This window comes from Actinoallomurus soli, assembly GCF_024055715.1.
Lineage (GTDB): Bacteria > Actinomycetota > Actinomycetes > Streptosporangiales > Streptosporangiaceae > Actinoallomurus > Actinoallomurus soli.
The window spans coordinates 1-17415 of record NZ_JAMXMV010000009.1; the positions used below are offsets into that span (position 1 = coordinate 1).

General features: G+C 74.1%; 20 protein-coding genes. 13 read left to right on the forward strand and 7 right to left on the reverse strand.

Translation table 11 applies throughout. The features are described 5' to 3' along the window. Positions 1–12 precede the first annotated feature (12 nt). Positions 13–207 carry a CsbD family protein gene (locus NDW01_RS22455; protein WP_252823241.1) on the reverse strand — a complete coding sequence of 65 codons (195 nt, stop codon included), beginning with the start codon at positions 205–207 and terminating at the stop codon, positions 13–15. Between the two features lie 147 nt (positions 208–354). On the opposite strand from NDW01_RS22455, the gene NDW01_RS22460 reads away from it, so the two are divergent. Beyond that, positions 355–1002: a spermine/spermidine synthase domain-containing protein gene (locus tag NDW01_RS22460; protein WP_252823242.1), complete on the forward strand. Its 648-nt coding sequence runs from the start codon at positions 355–357 to the stop codon at positions 1000–1002. On the opposite strand, the gene NDW01_RS22465 is transcribed toward NDW01_RS22460, so the two are convergent. Beyond that, a complete protein-coding gene (locus NDW01_RS22465) occupies positions 975–1901 on the reverse strand; it encodes an SRPBCC family protein (protein ID WP_252823243.1) in 927 nt (308 codons plus the stop codon). The genes NDW01_RS22460 and NDW01_RS22465 overlap by 28 nt on opposite strands. Beyond that, positions 1898–2215 carry an ArsR/SmtB family transcription factor gene (locus NDW01_RS22470; protein WP_252823244.1) on the reverse strand — a complete coding sequence of 106 codons (318 nt, stop codon included), beginning with the start codon at positions 2213–2215 and terminating at the stop codon, positions 1898–1900. The genes NDW01_RS22465 and NDW01_RS22470 overlap by 4 nt, the downstream gene beginning before the upstream one ends. Before the next feature lie 90 nt (positions 2216–2305). On the opposite strand from NDW01_RS22470, the gene NDW01_RS22475 reads away from it, so the two are divergent. Then, complete coding sequence (locus NDW01_RS22475) at positions 2306–3106, forward strand: class I SAM-dependent methyltransferase (protein WP_252823245.1); 801 nt, start codon at positions 2306–2308, stop codon at positions 3104–3106. Between the two features lie 12 nt (positions 3107–3118). Here NDW01_RS22475 and NDW01_RS22480 read toward each other — a convergent pair whose 3' ends face one another. After that, a complete protein-coding gene (locus NDW01_RS22480; protein WP_252823246.1) occupies positions 3119–4015 on the reverse strand; it encodes a M23 family metallopeptidase in 897 nt (298 codons plus the stop codon). Positions 4016–4040: 25 nt separating this feature from the next. Further along, positions 4041–4559: a helix-turn-helix domain-containing protein gene (locus tag NDW01_RS22485; RefSeq protein WP_252823247.1), complete on the reverse strand. Its 519-nt coding sequence runs from the start codon at positions 4557–4559 to the stop codon at positions 4041–4043. 112 nt (positions 4560–4671) lie between these two features. Here NDW01_RS22485 and NDW01_RS22490 point away from each other — a divergent pair, with 112 nt between their 5' ends. After that, positions 4672–5706, forward strand: coding sequence for a zinc-dependent alcohol dehydrogenase family protein (locus tag NDW01_RS22490; RefSeq protein ID WP_252823248.1), 1035 nt, complete (start codon positions 4672–4674; stop codon positions 5704–5706). On the opposite strand, the gene NDW01_RS22495 is transcribed toward NDW01_RS22490, so the two are convergent. Further along, the gene (locus NDW01_RS22495) at positions 5703–6146 is read right to left on the reverse strand and encodes a MarR family winged helix-turn-helix transcriptional regulator (RefSeq protein WP_252823249.1); all 444 of its coding nucleotides are present in this window, start codon (positions 6144–6146) and stop codon (positions 5703–5705) included. The genes NDW01_RS22490 and NDW01_RS22495 overlap by 4 nt on opposite strands. A 59-nt stretch (positions 6147–6205) precedes the next feature. On the opposite strand from NDW01_RS22495, the gene NDW01_RS22500 reads away from it, so the two are divergent. Together NDW01_RS22500 and NDW01_RS22505 are read left to right on the forward strand one after the other, a co-directional pair. Beyond that, the gene (locus NDW01_RS22500; protein ID WP_252823250.1) at positions 6206–6610 is read left to right on the forward strand and encodes a VOC family protein; all 405 of its coding nucleotides are present in this window, start codon (positions 6206–6208) and stop codon (positions 6608–6610) included. A gap of 185 nt (positions 6611–6795) precedes the next feature. Further along, positions 6796–8025 (forward strand): isochorismate synthase, encoded by a 1230-nt coding sequence (locus NDW01_RS22505; protein ID WP_252823251.1) that lies wholly within the window; start codon positions 6796–6798, stop codon positions 8023–8025. A gap of 4 nt (positions 8026–8029) precedes the next feature. Here NDW01_RS22505 and NDW01_RS22510 read toward each other — a convergent pair whose 3' ends face one another. Beyond that, positions 8030–8794, reverse strand: coding sequence for a TetR/AcrR family transcriptional regulator (locus tag NDW01_RS22510; RefSeq protein WP_252823252.1), 765 nt, complete (start codon positions 8792–8794; stop codon positions 8030–8032). A gap of 102 nt (positions 8795–8896) precedes the next feature. Between NDW01_RS22510 and NDW01_RS22515 the strand changes: the two genes are divergently transcribed. The 8 genes from NDW01_RS22515 to NDW01_RS43900 all read left to right on the forward strand — a co-directional run bounded on the left by NDW01_RS22515 (position 8897) and on the right by NDW01_RS43900 (position 17326). Continuing rightward, on the forward strand, positions 8897–9880 hold the full coding sequence (locus NDW01_RS22515; protein WP_252823253.1) for an ATP-binding cassette domain-containing protein: 984 nt from the start codon (positions 8897–8899) through the stop codon (positions 9878–9880). Continuing rightward, on the forward strand, positions 9877–10704 hold the full coding sequence (locus NDW01_RS22520) for an ABC transporter permease (protein WP_252823254.1): 828 nt from the start codon (positions 9877–9879) through the stop codon (positions 10702–10704). Before NDW01_RS22515 ends, NDW01_RS22520 begins: the two co-directional genes overlap by 4 nt. A 128-nt stretch (positions 10705–10832) precedes the next feature. Beyond that, entirely contained in the window at positions 10833–11624 is a 792-nt protein-coding gene (locus NDW01_RS22525) for a tyrosine-protein phosphatase (protein ID WP_252823255.1), read from the forward strand. A gap of 345 nt (positions 11625–11969) precedes the next feature. Then, entirely contained in the window at positions 11970–13124 is a 1155-nt protein-coding gene (locus NDW01_RS22530; protein WP_252823256.1) for a winged helix DNA-binding domain-containing protein, read from the forward strand. A gap of 86 nt (positions 13125–13210) precedes the next feature. Continuing rightward, entirely contained in the window at positions 13211–13711 is a 501-nt protein-coding gene (locus NDW01_RS22535) for a MarR family winged helix-turn-helix transcriptional regulator (RefSeq protein WP_252823257.1), read from the forward strand. Continuing rightward, positions 13708–13932 carry a hypothetical protein gene (locus NDW01_RS22540; RefSeq protein ID WP_252823258.1) on the forward strand — a complete coding sequence of 75 codons (225 nt, stop codon included), beginning with the start codon at positions 13708–13710 and terminating at the stop codon, positions 13930–13932. Before NDW01_RS22535 ends, NDW01_RS22540 begins: the two co-directional genes overlap by 4 nt. Then, positions 13914–15545 carry an ABC transporter ATP-binding protein gene (locus NDW01_RS22545; protein ID WP_252823259.1) on the forward strand — a complete coding sequence of 544 codons (1632 nt, stop codon included), beginning with the start codon at positions 13914–13916 and terminating at the stop codon, positions 15543–15545. The genes NDW01_RS22540 and NDW01_RS22545 overlap by 19 nt, the downstream gene beginning before the upstream one ends. Continuing rightward, positions 15542–17326 (forward strand): ABC transporter ATP-binding protein, encoded by a 1785-nt coding sequence (locus tag NDW01_RS43900; RefSeq protein ID WP_252823260.1) that lies wholly within the window; start codon positions 15542–15544, stop codon positions 17324–17326. The genes NDW01_RS22545 and NDW01_RS43900 overlap by 4 nt, the downstream gene beginning before the upstream one ends. The last annotated feature ends 89 nt before the right edge of the window (positions 17327–17415 follow it).

A 17415-nucleotide genomic window follows, 5' to 3' on the forward strand; every position in this document is an offset into this window, starting at 1 on the left:
CTTCCCGGTTCCTCACCGCTCGAAGGTGCGACGGACCTCCTTCGCGGCGTCCTTGGCCTGCTCGCCGACCTGCTTGGCGCCGCCCTTCATGCGATCCTTGCGCCCCTCGGACTCGAGGTACGGATCGCCGGCTTCCCGGCCCGCCGCCTCTTTGCCCCGGCCCTTCGCCTTCTCCGCCTTGTTCCTCAGCTTGTCCAGGAGACCCATCGGCTTCCCCTTCCGTACGAAGCTGTACGCGGCTGGTCATTCCCCATCGTTGAGGACCTATTCGGCTCCGCGACCTCGGATGACGACTCTGCGTCACACCGTGCTCACGTCGCGGACGGTGATCTTGAAGGGGTAGGCTGGCGGCTCATGGAGGTCCACGATCGGCGGACCGGCCCGCACGGCGAGCTGGTCCTTCGCGGTGACGGCGAGCACTTCGAGATCATCAGCAACGGCGTGTTCCTCATGGACACCCGGGCCGGCGCCTCCGAGCGCCTCCTGGTCCGCGCCGCCCTCGACCGTCTGGCCCGCCCGGCCGAGGTGCTCATCGGCGGGCTGGGAGTGGGCTTCTCCCTCGCCGAGGCCGTGCGCTCGCCGTACACCCGCGGGGTGACCGTCGTGGAGCGGGAGCCGGCGGTGATCGGCTGGCACGCCGGGCCGCTCCGGCCGTACTCCGAGGGCGCCCTCGACGACCCCCGTGTACGCGTCGAGTGCGCCGATCTCCTGACCTGGCTGCGCGCGCCGGGCGAGCCGTACGACGCCATCTGCCTGGACATCGACAACGGCCCGGAATGGACGGTCAGCGAGGGCAACGCCGCACTCTACGGCCCGGAGGGGCTGGACCTGCTGGCCGGCCGGCTGCGGCCCGGCGGTGTCCTCGCGGTCTGGAGCGCCGCCGCCGTCACCGTGTTCGAGGATCGCCTGCGGGAACGGTTCGCGGGCGTGTCCGCGCATCCGGTCGAGGCCGCGCGCGGCGAACCCGACGTCGTCTACCTGGCCTCGATCCGGGCGGCGTAGCGGCGCTCCAGTTCTTCGGCCTCGCCGGTGCCGGGGCGCTCGGCGTCCCGCAGCCGGTCGGCCAGGGACCGCAACCGCAGGTGCCAGGCGGCCAGGGCGGCGGCGCACCGGCCGCGCTCCGCCGCCGGGCCGGTACAGGTGAGCACCACACGGGTGCCCGCCGGATGGCCGCCGGTCAGCCGCCACCGCACGCGCCCGAGGGCGTCGCCGGCCGGCCAGGAGTACTCCAGGACCTCCGGCGCGGCGGTCTCGGTCACCTCGCCCGCCGGCACCGGGCCGACGGTGACCCCGGGCGGCGGGGTGTCGCCGGCGGCGGCCGGGGTGGGCCCGGCGAGCGCCGGCCAGACCTGCTCGATCGGGTGCGGGATGTTCCGCTCGAACCGGATCGTCCAGCCGCCGACGTCCTCGACCAGGCCGCCTTCGTCCAGGCCGAACGCCTCGGCGTACGCGTCGTGCCGCTCGGGGTAGTCCTCCGGTGCCGGCCGCGTGGGGGCGCCCGCGAGGGCCGAGCCGAGCGCGGACAGGCAGGCCTCCCAGCCGGTGGCGAAGCTGCCGGCCATGGGCCGGTCGGTGAAGGTGTGGGTGAAGACGAGGAGGCAGCCCTCGCCGTCGGAGCGCAGTTCCCAGCGGAGCGGGTCCTCATACCAGGTGAAGGCCAGCACGTGCGGCGGATCGAGCTCGGTGATCTCTCCCGAGCCGAGCGGGAGCTCTTCGTACTCCTGGGTGAAGCGGATCTCGCCGCCGAGGCGCAGGTCGATCTCCTCGACCGCCGAGGGGAACCAGTGGGCGAGGTGGACGGGATCGGTCAGGGCGCGCCAGACCTTCTCCACCGGGTGGGCGAGGCGGCGCTCGAACCGCAGGACGCTACGGCCGTCCGCGGTCTCCAGGGTCGGGTTCATGTTTCGTCGGTCTCCATCGTGTCCAGATGCCGTTCCAGTGCGTCGAGCGAGTCGGACCAGAGCCGCCGGTAGGGCGCCAGCCACGCGTCCACCTCGGCCAGCGGCTCGGGGCGCAGCTCGTACCACCTGCGCTGCGCCTCGGGCCGGGCCCTGACGAGGCCCGCCTCACGCAGGACGCGCAGGTGCTTGGAAGTCCCGGGCTGGGTGAGACCGAGCGCCTCGGTCAGCTCCCCGACCAGACGGGGACGCTCGAGCAGGAGGTCCAGGATGCGGCGGCGGGCGGGTTCGGCCAATACGTCGAAGGTCGTGCTCACCCAGGAAACATAACGAGACAGCTATATTCCTGTCAAGGAATACAGCCTCTCGGCCTCCTCGGCGGCGCCGGGGCCCGTACGCTGCGGCAGGTGACCGACTTCGACGCGTACGAACGTGAGCTGTGGGCCGGCCGGGCCGACGCGTACGAGCGCGGCTTCGCCCGGCTGACCGCGCACACGGTCGAGCCGCTGCTGGACGCCGCCGGGGCGCGCACGGGCCGCCGCGTGCTCGACCTGGGCACGGGCCCCGGGATCGTGGCGGCCGCCGCCCTCCGCAGGGGCGCCGTCGTCTCGGCCGTGGACGCCGATCCGCAGATGGCGCGGACGGCGGCGCGCAACGCGCCCGAGGCGGACGTGCGTGTCGCGGTCCTGCCCGTCCTCCCGCACGAGGACGAGGCGTTCGACGCGGTGGCGGGCAACTTCGTCATCAACCACGTGGGCGAGCCCGAGACCGCGCTGCGGGAGGTGCGCCGCGTTCTGCGGCCGGGCGGCCGGGCCGCGCTGACGTGCTGGAGAATGCCCGGCAGCGGCGTGCTCGCGCTCGTCCGCGACGCGATGGACCGGGTCGGCGTCCCGTGGCCGGACGATGTGCCGCCGAGCCCGTTCATGGAGCACGGCAGGCCGGACGCGTTCGGCGACCTGATGGGCCGGGTCTTCGGCGACGTCGCGGTGGAGGAGCTGACCTGGGACTTCGAGTTCGAGCCCGAGGAGTGGTGGCGGACCGGGGCACTGGCCAGGGTCGGCTCGAACGGCGTCGTCCTCGCCCGGCAGGACGCCGCGACGATCGCCCGGGTCAAGGACGCCTACGACGGGCTCCTGAAGCCGTACGCGGCCGGCGACGGACGGGTGCGCGTGCCCGCACACGCCCTGCTGGCCCACGGCACGCGCTGACGCCCGTCCCCCTCAGCCCTGATCCGGGCGGTCGGAGGCGGGCGAAGACTCGGAGACCTGCGAGGGCTCGGAGACCTGCGAGGGCTCGGAGACCTGCGAGGACACCGTGAAGGGCCGCCGCCCGCCGGGAACGCCCTCGGCGGTCCGCCCGTCGACCTCGAAACGGTCGAAGCGGAACGGCACCCCGGACGCGGTCAGGATGTTCGGACCGTCCATGAGCTGGAAGTGGACGTGAGGCTCGCTGGAGTTGCCCGAGTTGCCGCACTCGGCGATCCGCTCCCCCGCGGTGACACGCTGTCCGGCGGTCACCCGGACCGACCCGCGGCGCAGATGGGCCAGCGCCGCGTACACGCCACCCTCCAGCTCGATGACGACGTGGTTGCCCAGCAGCCGACCGGGGCCGAAGATCTCACGGACCATCCCTTCGACCAGCAGGTAGGCGACTCCCAGCGGCGAGTCGCGGCTCCAGTGGTCACGGCCGCGGTCGCGCACGCGCACCACCACACCGTCCGCCGGAGCGAGAACGGGACGGCCGAACCCGGGGAAGGACGCGGGCCGCCGAGCCGGCGGCCAGGCGTGCACGCCCGCCCAGTCCCGTCCGGCGTCCGGATGGTGGACCAGGTCGATCGCGTACGTCTGGCCGTACCCGTGCACGCCGTGGCTGGGCACGCGGTCGGCGGGGCTGTTGACCGGAACCCACCGCCCCCGCACGGGCGGGCTCACCCGCACCGCCTCGCTCTCCGGTGGGCGCAGCCGGACGATGAGCGCGGCGCAGCCGATGACCCAGATGACCGTACCGGCGAGCGACAGCAGGTGAACGTGCCCGAAGCGCGCGATCAGGATCAGAAGAGTGCCGGGCAGCACCAGCGTCCGGCCGATCGCCACGGTCGGCCTTAACGTCCTCGACATGCCGCGTTCCTTTCTCATGGCGGTCTCACCTGCGGGCCGCGAGGAGGAGGGCGAGCAGCGGAACGACCCGCCCGGCCGGGACTGCGTACTCCCCCCGGCCCTCGGCCCGCAGCCAGCCGGCGGCGACGAGCTGCCGCAGGTGGTGGTAGAGCTGTCCGCTCGTGCCGAGCTGCTCGTGCTCGCCCAGCTCGGCGGTGGTACGGGTGCCGAGGAGGATCTCGCGGAGGAGCAGGAGCCGGACCGGGTGGGCCAGCGCGGCCAGCACGGCGGCGCCCTGCGTCCAGTCGGCGGTCAGCAGGTCCTCGGCCGTCCGGCCCTCCTGCCACTCGTAGTGCTCCCCCGTGGGCAGGTCGACGGCGCCGGTGAACAGCACCGCCCCCGGCGCGGGCGCACGGTCCTTGAGCCCCTCCAGCGCCCAGAGGGCCCCGGACTCCGCGGGCGCGCCGGTCGTGTCGGCCGGGGGCGCCCCTTCCAGCCGGGCCACGCGCTCCTCCAGCCGGGCCAGCCGCTCGGCCAGGGACTCCTCGCTCGAATCGTCACGCACACCAACATGATTACGTAAGAACGTAAATACGTCCAACCGTCCGCCGACCCGCGGATTCCCTGCTCTGTCGGCGTCGGTACGGTGTGCCGGGAGCCGAGAGAGGAGCGGGCCGGTGCGGGCGGTGGCGTACGACGGGTTCGGGCGGATGCCGGAGGTTCGGGAGGTGCCCGATCCCGAGCCGCCCCGTGCCGGGGCGGTCATCCGGGTCGAGGCGACCGGGCTGTGCCGCAGCGACTGGCACGGGTGGATGGGTCACGACGCCGACATCACGCGGTTCCCGCACGTGCCCGGGCACGAGCTGGCCGGCGTCGTCGCCGCGGTCGGCCCGGAGGTCACCGGGTGGCGGGCCGGCGACCGGGTGACGGTGCCGTTCGTGTGCGCGTGCGGCCGGTGCGCGGCGTGCGCGGCCGGCGACCAGCAGGTGTGCGAGCGGCAGACGCAGCCCGGGTTCACCCACTGGGGCTCGTTCGCGGAGTACGTCGCGATCGGCGACGCCGACGTCAACCTCGTGGCCCTGCCCGGTGACCTGCCGTACGCGACGGCGGCCGCGCTGGGCTGCCGGTTCGCGACGGCCTTCCGGGCCGTCACCGCGCAGGGGCGCGTCCGGCCGGGCGAGTGGGTGGCGGTGCACGGCTGCGGCGGGGTCGGGCTGTCCGCCGTGATGATCGCGGCGGCCTGCGGCGCGCGGGTCGTCGCGGTCGACGTCTCCCCCACCGCTCTGGAGCTGGCCCGCCGCTTCGGCGCCGCCGCATGCGTCGAGGGTCCCGAAGGGGTGGCCGAGGCCGTCCGCGAGGTCACCGGCGGCGGCGCGCACCTGTCACTGGACGCGCTCGGGAGCCCGGCGACGTGCGCGGCGTCGGTCGAGAGCCTGCGACGCCGCGGACGTCACGTCCAGGTGGGGCTGCTGCCCCCGGCCGCCGGCCCCGCCGTCGTGCCGATGCACCGGGTCATCGCGCTCGAACTGGAGGTCCTCGGCAGCCACGGGATGGCCGCGCACGCGTACGGCCCGATGATGGCCATGGTCGCGGACGGTACACTGCGCCCGGACCTGCTCATCACCCGGACGATCGGCCTGGCCGACACTCCGGCCGCCCTGGCGGCGATGGGCACCGCCCCCGCCGCCGGCGCCACCGTCATCGTTCCCTAGTCCGCTTCGTGCAGGTGGGCGAAGAGCCGGCGCAGCAGCGCGTGCAGCACGACGCGTTCGCCGTCGTCGAGGGGCGCCAGGAGTTCCTCCCGCACCGCCGTCGTCTCGGCGATCAGGTCCGCGAGCGCCGTACGGCCGGCGGCGGTGAGCGTCACCGTGACCCGGCGCCGGTCGGCCGGATCGCGTGCCCGCTCGACGTGGCCCGCCGCGGCCAGTTCGTCGAGGACCTTCACCACGTCACTCGGATCGATCCGCAGCCGGGCGGCGAGGTCGCGTTGTGCCTGCGGGCCGAAGTCCGCCAGTGCCGCCAGGACGGCCATGTGCCAGAGGCGCAGTTCGCGCGCCGAGAGGCGCTCGATGATCCGGCCCCGGGCCGTCTTCCCCACCCGTGACAGCAGGTAGGGGGTCAGCGCCAGCAGGCTGGGCGGTGTCTCCTCCATGTCCGCCCAGTGTAGGGTCTCCACCAATAATGGGTGACCACCTATTAATTGGAGGCGTCATGGACGCGCTGTACCCCCGCCTGCTGGTCGGGCGATTCACCGAGTGCTTCGGGTTCTACGACGCGGTGCTGCCCGAGCTGACCGGCGCGACCCTCGCGCGCGGCGGCGCGGCCGGGCCGTACGCGAGCTGGGACGTCGAAGGCGAGGGGGCGCTCGCGCTGTTCGACCGCGCGGCGATGGCCGCGGCCGCGGGCACCGCGGACCTCCCGGCCGAGGCCCTCGCCCAGGACAGGGCCATGCTCGCCGGCAGGGTCGCCGACGTCGACGCCGGATACGAGTTCTGCCTGCGCCACGGCGCCCGCGCGGTCGCGGCCCCGGCCGACCGGCCGGAGTGGGGACCGAACCTCCGCAACGCCCTGGTCCGCGACCCCGATGGCAACCTGCTGGAACTGCAGTCGTACTGAGCCACCGCGGCCGCCCGGCGGCGCGACTCCGGCCATCCGCCCCGCCAACCGATATGTCGCGATGTTTATGGCGAGATTGGGCGGCTACCCTCCATCCCGGCGACGGATCGATCGGGCCGAAGCTCGCGAATCTCACAGGACCCTGCTGTTTGAACGGGTTCAAATCTCCCGTACAGTGGGGTCTCGTGACCCTCGCTGTTGGACTGCCGGAGCAACTCGCCGTCCGCACCGTCCCCGTGCGCGCGCCGGAGGATCTGCTCGCCCGACTCCCCCACTCGGCCGCCCTGGCCTGGGTACGCCACGGCGACGGGCTGGTCGGCTGGGGCGAGGCCGCACGCGTCGCCGTCCCGCCGGGCGAGGACCGCTTCACCTGGGCGCGGCAGTGGCTCTCGGCACTCTTCGACGCCGCCACGATCGACGACCCGCTCCAGGTGCCGGGCTCCGGGCCGGTCGCCTTCGGCAGCTTCTCCTTCGATCCCCGCTCCGAGGACTCGGTGCTGATCGTGCCGCGGACCGTCCTCGGCCGCCGTGACGGCCAGGCCTGGTACACCACGATCGGCGACCACGCCGACCCGCTGACCCTCCTGCGCCCTCCGGCGCCGCCCGCCGCCGTCCGGTGGGCCGACGGTGACGTCACCGCGCCGCGGCACATGCGGGCCGTGGCCGCCGCCGTCGAGCGCATCCGCGCGGGAGAGCTGTCCAAGGTCGTCCTCGCCCGCGACCTGCTGGCCGTGACCGACGAGCCGATCGACAGCCGGATCCTGCTCCGGCGCCTCGCCGACCGTTTCCCGTCCTGCTACACCTTCGCGTGCGCCGGGCTGGTCGGAGCGACGCCCGAACTGCTGGTCCGGCGCATGGGCGGCCAGGTCGAGTCGCTGGTGCTGGCCGGGACGATCGCCCGCGGCTCGGACGGCGACTCCAGCGCCGCCACCACCCTGTTCGCCTCGGCCAAGGACCGCGAGGAGCACTCCTACGCCGCCGACATGGTCCGCGCCGCGCTGGCCCCGCTATGCCGGGACCTGACGGTGCCCGCCGAGCCGGAGATCCTGCGCCTGTCGAACCTCATCCACCTGGCCACGCCCGTACGCGGCCGGCTCGAGGAGGACCGCTCGGTCCTGGACGTCGTCGGCGCGCTGCACCCGACGCCGGCGGTCGGCGGCACGCCCACCGACACCGCCCTCGACGTGATCCGCGAACTCGAGGCGATGGACCGCGGCCGCTACGCCGGGCCCGTCGGCTGGATCGACGCCCGGGGCGACGGCGAGTGGGGCATCGCCCTGCGATGCGCGCGGATCGAGGGGCGGCGGGCCCGCCTGTACGCCGGCGGCGGCATCGTCGCCGGCTCCGACCCCGCCGCCGAACTCGCCGAGACCCAGACGAAGCTACGCGCCATGCAGTACGCCATCGAGGGCTGACCCCTCAGCCCGCGCGGGACTCCACGAGCGCGCCGATCCCGTCGAGGATCCGGGCGAGACCGAACTCGAAGGCGTACTCGGGACTGAGGGCGGCCTGGTGAGCCTCGCCCGCGGCGGCGCCCACACGCGCGGCCACGGGATACCGGTCGGCCTCGAAGACGTTCGCGAGCAGCGGGGCGTGCGCCGCCCACCATTCCTCGTCCGTCATGCCCGTACGGCTCTGCGCCTCGGCCGCCTCGACCAGCAGGCGGGCCGAGCTCACCGCGTGCTGCAGGACCAGCGTGAGCGCCGAGTCCATCTCCACGTCGGTCAGCCCGATCCCCTCGACGGCGCGCAACTCCTCGTCGTACTTGGCCAGCGCGTTCGGCCCGAGGGCCGGGCGGACCGCCGCGACCTGCAGCATCCAGGGGTGCCGCCGATACAGGGCCCAGTTGACGCGGGCGACCTGTCCCAGCCGCTCCCGCCAGCCGCCGGACGTCTCCGCCCGGCCCGGCCGGTCGCCGTGAACGGCGTCGACCATGAGGTCGATCAGCTCCGCCTTGCCGGGGACGTACGTGTAGAGCGACATGGCGCCAACGCCCAGCCGCTCGGCGACCCGCCGCATCGACAGCGCGGGCAGGCCCTCGGCGTCGGCGACCTCGATGGCGGCCCGCGTGATCTGCTCGATGGTCAGGCGCGGCTTCGGTCCCCTGCGGGGGCGTGCCTGCACGCCCCAGAGCAGCTCCATGGTCCTCGTGGGGTCGCCGCTGCCGCTGTACTCCGTCGTCACCTCGCAATTGTCTCCGACCCGTCTCGACGAGCCGAACTCCGTATGCCGTACGGTATTGTTTCCGCGGTTACTCCGTACGACGTACCGAGTTAAGGGGATGGGATGACCACGACCGACCTGGCCGTCGCCGCCGAAGGACTGCGCAAGCGGTACGGCGACACCGCCGCCCTGGACGGCCTCGATCTCGCGGTGCCCGCCGGCACCGTCCGCGGGCTCCTGGGGCCGAACGGCGCGGGCAAGACGACGACCGTACGGATCCTGGCCACCCTGCTCCGGCCGGACGAAGGGCACGCGACCGTCGCCGGGTTCGACGTGCTCGACCGGCCCGGCGAGGTCCGGCCCCGGATCGGCCTGCTCGGTCAGCGCACGGCGGTGGACGAGATCCTCAGCGGCCGGCAGAACCTGGAGCTGTTCGGGCGGCTGCACCACCTGGGCGCGCGCGCCGCGCGCGCCCGCGCCACCGAACTCCTCGACCGCTTCGGCCTGGGCGACACGGGAGGAAAGCCCGTCGGGCGCTACTCCGGCGGCATGCGCCGGCGCCTCGACCTCGCCGCGGCGCTCATCCTCGCGCCCGCCGTCCTGTTCCTCGACGAACCGACGACCGGGCTGGACCCGCGCGCCCGCCTGGAGATGTGGGACGCCGTCCGCGCACTCGCCCGTGAGGGCACCACCGTGCTGCTCACCACCCACTACCTGGACGAGGCCGACCACCTCGCCGACACCATCTCCGTGGTCGACCACGGCCGGGTCGTCGCGGAGGGCACGCCCGACGAGCTGAAGTCCCGCACCGGAGACGACCGGATCGACGTCGTGGTCCGCGACCCGGCCACGCTGCCGGCCGCCGCCGAGCTCCTGGCCCGCGTCAGCGGGACCACCGCCCACGTCGACCCGGACCTGCGCCGCGCCGGGGCGCCGGTGCGCGACCGCGCCACGGCGCTCACCGGGATCGTCCAGGCGCTGGCCGACGCGGGGATCGACGCCGAGGACATCGCGCTGCGGCGCCCGACCCTCGACGAGGTCTTCCTGCACCTGACGGGACACCGCGCCGGCGAGCCGAACCGGAACGGACAGGAGGTGCCGGCATGACCGTGCACGTCCCCCCGATCCCCCGGACGCCGGCGGCCCGGCTGCGCTGGGCCCTCACCGACGGATGGACGCTGACCCGCCGCGCCCTGACGCACTGGGCGCGCCGACCCGCCCAGGTCGTCGTCGGCCTGCTCTTCCCCGTCATGACGGTGCTGATGTTCCGCTACCTGTTCGGCGGGCAGATGCGGGTGCCCGGAGGCGGCGGCTACGCGGAGTTCCTGCTGCCGGGGATGTACGCGATGACGATGGCGTTCGGGCTGGAGACCACCTTCGCCGCCGTCAGCGGGGACGCGGCCAAGGGCGTCACCGACCGGTTCCGCTCCCTGCCGATGACCTCATCGGCGGTGGTCACCGGCCGTGCGGTCGCCGACCTGCTGAACTCCGCGCTCGCCCTCGCCCTGATGGTCGCCTGCGGGCTCGCGGTCGGCTGGCGCTGGCACGACGGCGCGGGGCGGGCTCTCCTGGCGGTGGGGCTGCTGCTGCTCCTGCGCTTCGCCCTGCTGTGGGCCGGGATCTACCTCGGCCTCGTCGCGGGGAGCCCGGAGCTGCTCGCCGCCGTGCAGATCCTGGTCTGGCCCGTCGGTTTCCTGTCCAACGTCTTCGCCGCGCCGTCCACCATGCCCGGCTGGCTCGGGGCGATCGCCGAGTGGAACCCGCTGTCGGCCACGGTGTCGGCCGCCCGTGAGCTGTTCGGGAACCCCGGCTGGGGCGGCGGATCCTGGGCCGCCCGCCACTCCCTCCTGCTCGCCGTCCTGTGGCCGATGCTCATCACGTTCGTCTTCCTCCCCCTGTCCGTACGGCGGTTCCGGCGGCTGAGCCGCTGACCCGGCGCACCGGCCGGCTTCGGGCCGGCCGGTGGCGCGGGATGCGCACCCCGCCCGTAACCGTGCCGCCGATCAGCGCGCCCCCTCGCGACGTGGAGCGGCCATGCACCCCGGATAGGGTCCAGATCATGAGTGAATGGATCGAACTGGAGGGCGCGGTCAACGTCCGGGACCTGGGCGGCCTGCCCACCGTCGACGGCGGCGCCATCCGCACCGGCGCGCTGCTGCGTTCGGACAACCTGCAGGATCTCACCCCGGCCGACGTCCGCCGCCTGGTGACGGACCACGGTCTGCGCAACGTCGTCGACCTGCGCAGCGACACCGAGGTGAGCCTCACCGGCCCCGGACCATTGACCCGCGAGCCCACCGTCACGATCCACCACCTGTCGCTGTTCAGCGAGGGCGGCCGGTTCACCGACGTCGAGGCCGACACGATCGACACCGACAAGGTGCTGCCCTGGCAGGGCCGTCAGGAGGACGGCCCGGAGACCGACCGCTCCGTCGGCCACTACCTGGGTTACCTCGCCGACCGTCCCGACTCCGTCGTGCGCGCGCTGCGCGTCGTCCCCAGCGGCACGTCGATCGTGCACTGCGCCGCCGGCAAGGACCGCACCGGCGTCGTCACCGCCTTCGCCCTGTCCGTCGCGGGCGTGCCACGCGAGGAGATCGTCGCCGACTACGCGGCGACCGGCGAGCGCCTGGAGGCCATCCTCGCCCGTCTGCGCTCCAGCCCCGTCTACGCCCAGGACCTCGACTCCCGGCCCGCCGACACCCACATGCCGCACCCGCAGACGATGGAGAAGTTCCTCTCCGTCATCGACGAGCACTTCGGCGGCCCGCTCGGCTGGCTCGAACGCCACGGCTGGACGACCACGGACACCATCGCCCTCCGCGCCGCCCTCCGCGACGGGAGTCGATGACTTTCGGACGATCTGGACGCCCGACCCCCCGGAGCATGTCGAGCTGATGGACGGGGCCCTCGTCCCGAGGTCACCGCAGACCAAGTTCCACATGCTGATGGTCGACCTGCTCACGGCCGCGCGGCTCGGCATCCGTCCGCCCGGGGTCAGCGGCCCGTCGTCTACACCTACGAGCTGGATCCGTCCATCCGGGCGTACGTGCCGACGGGCGTCCACCATGGCCGGGTGCGCACGAACATCGGGTTCGAGATCGACCTGGATCTCGACCTCGGCCGGTACCGTCAGCGCCGACCGGACGATCAATGCGGTCGGAAACCGGCCGCATTGCCCCGTACGGTGCCGATCATGGAGATGCTTCGTTCCCCCGGATCGGCGCCTGCCGCCTCCACGCCGGCTGCCCACCGGGTCCTCGGCAGCCGCGCGCTGAACCGGGCGCTGCTCGCCCGCCAGATGCTGCTCGCCCGCGAGACCCTGCCGGCCGTCCGGGCGGTCGAGCGCCTGGTCGCGATGCAGGCCCAGGCTCCGCTCGCGCCGTACGTGGGACTGTGGACCCGGCTGGCGGGGTTTCGGACCGACGACCTCGCCCACCGGATCAACGGCCGCGACGCCGTCCGCATCGCGCTGATCCGCGGAACGATCCACCTGCTCAGCGCGGACGACTGCCGTGAGCTGCGCCCGCTCGTCCAGCCCGTGCTCGACCGCGCCCTCCGGGCCGGTTACGGCCGGCACCTGGCGGGGCTCGACCTCGATGCCGTCGCGGCCGCCGGCCGGGCGCTCGTCGAAGAACGGCCGCGCACGTTCGCCGAGCTCGGCGCGGCGCTCGGCGAACGCCTGCCGGACCGGGACCCCGGCGCGCTCACCGCCGTCGTACGCACCCGGGTGCCGCTCGTGCAGCTGCCGCCCCGCGGCGTCTGGGGCAGGGGCGGGCAGGCCGTGCACACGTCGGCCGAGGCATGGCTGGGCCGGCCCCTGGCGGCGGACCCGTCGCCGGAGGATCTGGTGCTCCGCTACCTCGCCGCGTACGGCCCGGCCTCCGTCAAGGACCTGCAGGCATGGTCGGGCCTGACCCGGCAACGCGAGGTGGTCGACCGGCTCCGGCCCCGCCTGCTGTCCTTCCGCGACGAGCGGGGCACCGAACTGTTCGACCTGCCCGACGCGCCCAGGCCCGCCCCGGAGACGCCGGCTCCCCCGCGTTTCCTCCCCGAGTACGACAACCTGCTCCGGTCGCACGCGGACCGTACCCGCGTCCTCCCGGACGAGCATCGCGGCCGGCTCGCCACCCCGAACGACTCCCCACGGCCGGTGTTCCTCATCGACGGCTTCGTCCACGGCACCTGGCGGATCGTCCGCGAGCGGGACCGCGCGATTCTCGACGTCGAGCCGTACACGCCCCTGGCCGCACGGGACCGTACGGCGCTCCTGGAAGAGGGCGCCCGGCTCCTGGCCTTCGCCGCCGACGGTGCCGACCACGCCATCCGGATCACCGACTCACCGACCTGATGGTTCGCAGTGGCGAACCGATTGCGGACAGGAACCACGAAAAACCGATTGCCTCCGTACGTAACTGCGAACTAGGTTCGCCTGCCATGGGCGAGAGGATCGAGGTGGTGGTCCGCGCGGCGAGCCACCTCGCGCAGTCGGCCGCCACGGATGAGGTGGCGGAGGTGGTGGCCCGGGCGGCGAACAGCCTCGCGCAGCGGATGCGGGCCGAGCGGCCGCGGGACGGGCTGAGCCTGTCGATGGTCAGCGTGCTGTCCCACCTGGACCGGGCCGGGCCTCTGACGCCGGGGACTCTCGCCGAGCTGCAGAGGGTCGAGCCGCAGACGATGACGCGGACGCTGTCGCGGCTGGAGGAGGAGGGCCTGATCGACCGGGTCCCCGATCAGGCCGACCGCAGGCGGCTGCGCATCAGGCTCACCGAGGCGGGGCGGCGGCGCCTGGAGGACCATCTGCGGCCGAGGATCGACTGGCTGGCCCACCGGATGGACAAGCGCCTGACCCCCACGGAGCGGGAGCTGCTGCGGCTGGCCGGCGGGCTGATGGAGTCTCTGGCCTCGTGGGACGACGACCAGGTGGCCGCCCCGTGAGCCCGCCGGCCGCGCTGCGGGACTCACCGCGATACCGCGTCCTGAAGGCCCTGGCCGCCGGCTCGCCCGGCCTGCTGACCGGCGCGGTCGTCTTCATGCTCGCCGAGGGTCTCATCCCCAACCTCGTGCTGATCGCCAGGGGCAGACCGTCGGAGCGATCCCCGCCGCCGTACGGTCCGGGCTGGGCGGGCCCGACGGGGAGGTGCTGCTGTCCCGGCTGACGGTGGCGGGCCTGGTGTACGCCGTGTCGCTGCTACGCGGGCCGGCGGAGGACGTCCTGACCGCGATGGTGCAGGCGAAGATGAGCGCGGTCCAGCAGGAACGCCTGATCGAGGCCGTCTGCGCGCCCGCCGGGATCACGCATCTGGAGGACCCGGACGTGCTCGACCGGCTGGCGTCCGCGCGCGGCGAACTGTCCGCCTACCAGCCCGCCGGAGCCGCGATGACGCTGATCGGGCAGCTCGGCGACCGGCTGTCGGGCGTGGTGGCCTGCGCCGTCCTCGCGGGCTTCCGGTGGTGGCTGGGGCTGGGCCTGTTCGTGATGTGGCTGCTGGTCCGGCGGCCGCTGCAGGCGCTGGTACGGGCGCGCGTCGCGACGTTCCGCAAGGCCACCGAGCCGCTGCGCAGAAGCTGGTACTACCTTCACCTGGCGTTCCGCCCGGCCGCCGCGAAGGAGGTCCGGGTGTTCGGCCTGGGCCCGTGGCTCGTCGGCAACTACCGCGAGCGGAACGCCGAGGCGATGCGGCCCGCCTCCGACGAGATACGGGCGCTGAACGGCCGGATCGCCGCGTCCACCGTGCTGATCCTGGCCGGGTACGGAACCGCCGCCGTCGCCCTGGGCACGGCGGCGTACGACCGTTCGCTGCCGCTCGGCACGCTCGTCACGATGCTGACCATGCTGCCCGCCACGATGCAGGTCGGCGGCCTGACGGCGGCCGACGTCGCCGTCGAGACCATGCTGTCCTCCGTCCCCGACCTGGACGCGCTGACCACCGACCTGCGGCCCGCTCCCCTCCCCGCGGGCGGGGGGAGGTCCGTGGCCGGACGGCCGCACCGCGAGATCCGGTTGGAGGGCGTCTCGTTCCGGTATCCCGGTACCGACCGGAACGTACTCGACGGCCTCGACCTGGTGCTGGAGGCCGGCCGGTCCACGGCCGTCGTCGGCGTCAACGGGGCCGGGAAGAGCACGCTCATCTCGCTGCTGGCGGCCCTGCGCACCCCGACCGAGGGCCGCGTCCTCGTCGACGGCGTCCCCCTGGAGGAGTTCCCGGTACGGGAGTGGCAGCGGCACGTCGCGGCGGTCTTCCAGGACTTCACCCGCCTGCCGCTCACCGCCCGCGAGAACGTCACGATGAGCCTGGGCGGCGAGCCCGCCGACCCGGAGGTCCTGGCGGCGGTGGCGCGCCGCGCCGGCGCCTCCGAGCCGGTCGCGGAGCTGCCGGACGGATGGGACACCATCCTGTCCGCGCAGTACGACGGCGGCCGGGACCTGTCCGGCGGGCAGTGGCAGCGCATCGCCCTCGCGCGGGCGCTGTACGCCGTCGAGCGCGGCGCGGGGGTCCTCATCCTCGACGAGCCGACCGCCCAGCTCGACGTCCGCGCCGAGGCCCGCTTCTACGACCGTTTCCTGACCATCACCGAGGGCGTCACCAGCCTGATCATCTCGCACCGCTTCTCGACGGTCCGCAAGGCGGACCGGATCGCCGTCCTCGACGGCGGCCGCATCACCGAGTACGGCGGCCACGACGAGCTGCTGCGGGCCGGTGGCACCTACGCCGAGATGTTCCGGATCCAGGCCGCTCGTTTCGCACCGAACCGGGAGGCACGCCGGTGAAAGGCACTTCCGCCGTCACGACGCTGATCGGCACGGCCTGGCGGGCGGCGCCCATGACGCTGCTGTGGGCGTTCACGGCGGCCACCGTCGGGGCCGTCGCGTCGGCCGCCTTCCCCCTCGGCTTCCACTACATGGTCGACGGGGCACTCGCCCACCGCTCCGGCGAGGTCACGTTCGGGGTGGCCCTCGTGGCGATCCTCTTCAGCGTGGCGACGACGCTCACCACCTTGTCGGTCACCGGGAACTGGACGCTCACCGACCGCCTCAACCTGTTCGTCTCCGGGCGCATCGCGCTGCTGCTGAGCACCGCGCCCCGGCTGGAGCACTTCGAACACCGGGAGCTGCTGTCGGAGATCGACCAGCTCCGCGACGACCGCCGGAGCCTGGCCGCCGCGCCCCGGCAGCTGCTCCGGGCGTGGCAGGTGGTGATCCGGGGCGGCGCGATCATGCTGCTGCTGGCGACCGTGTACCCGCCCGTCATGCTCATGCCGCTGTTCGGGCTGATCCCCGCGCTCGCCGACCGGCGGGCCGGGCGCGTCCAGGCCCGCACCGGCGACGAACTCGCCCCGACCCGGCGGCTGATCGGCGACCTGTTCACGCTCGCCACCACCGCCGAGACCGCCAAGGAACTCCGGACGTACGGCGTCACCGACGCGCTGGCCGCCCGCCACGCCACGCTCACCGAGGAGGCCCGCCGCCGCGACGTGCGGGGAGCGATCCGCGCCGCGGCGTGGGAGGCCCTGGGCTGGGTCGGGTACGCCGCCGCCTTCGTCGGCGTCATCATCGTGCTCGTGCTGCGCGCCGCGCACGGGCACACCTCCCCCGGCCAGGTCGTCATGGCCGTGAGCCTGATGCGACGGGCCCAGCGCCAGGTCGCCGGCGCCTCCGACACCGCCGGATCCCTCGCCACGGCCGTCCGGACCGCCCGGCGGCTGGCCTGGCTCGAGGACTACGTCGCGGAGGAGACCCGGACGCCCGGCCGGACGCCGGTACCCGACCGCCTCCGTACGGGCATCCGCCTGGAGGGCGTGCGCTTCCGCTACCCGGGAGCGGACGAGGACGTCCTGTCCGACCTCACCGTGGACCTGCCGGCGGGGGCGACCGTCGCGATCGTCGGGGAGAACGGCGCGGGCAAGACCACACTGGTCAAGCTGCTCACCGGCATGTACCGGCCGACCGACGGGCGGATCCTGGCCGACGGCGCCGACCTGGCCGGCCTGTCCCCCGACGAGTGGCGCGCCCGCACCACGGCGGTGTTCCAGGACTTCGTCCGTCCCAACCTCGTCGCCCGGGAGGCGGTCGGCATCGGCGACCTGCCCCGGATCGAGGACGAGCCGGCGGTGCGCTCCGCGCTGGCCGCCGCGGGCGCCGACGGCCTGCCGTCCCGGCTGGCCGACGGCCTCGCCACTCCCCTCGGCCGCTGGTTCACCGGCGGCCAGGAGCTGTCCGGCGGGCAGTGGCAGCGGATCGCGCTCGCCCGCGGCCTGATGCGGGCCGATCCCCTGCTGACCGTCCTGGACGAGCCGACCGCGGCCATGGACCCGGCCGCCGAGGCCGAGCTGTTCACCCGGTTCGCCGCGCTGGCCCGGGCCGGGCGCCGGGCCGGCGGCATCACCCTGCTCGTCTCACACCGGTTCTCCACCGCGCGCACCGCCGACCTGATCATCGTGCTCCAGGACGGCCGGATCACCGAGGCCGGTGACCACGAGACGCTGCTCGCCCGCGGTGGCGGCTACGCCGAGTTGTTCACCCTGCAGGCCAAGGCGTACGAGCCCGGCTGAGCCGCCACGCGCGACCGCGGGCCGGGCCTGGCCGGGGCACGCGCCGAGCCGAACGCGCACCGAAGAGCGGACCGGTCGAGCGGCCACAC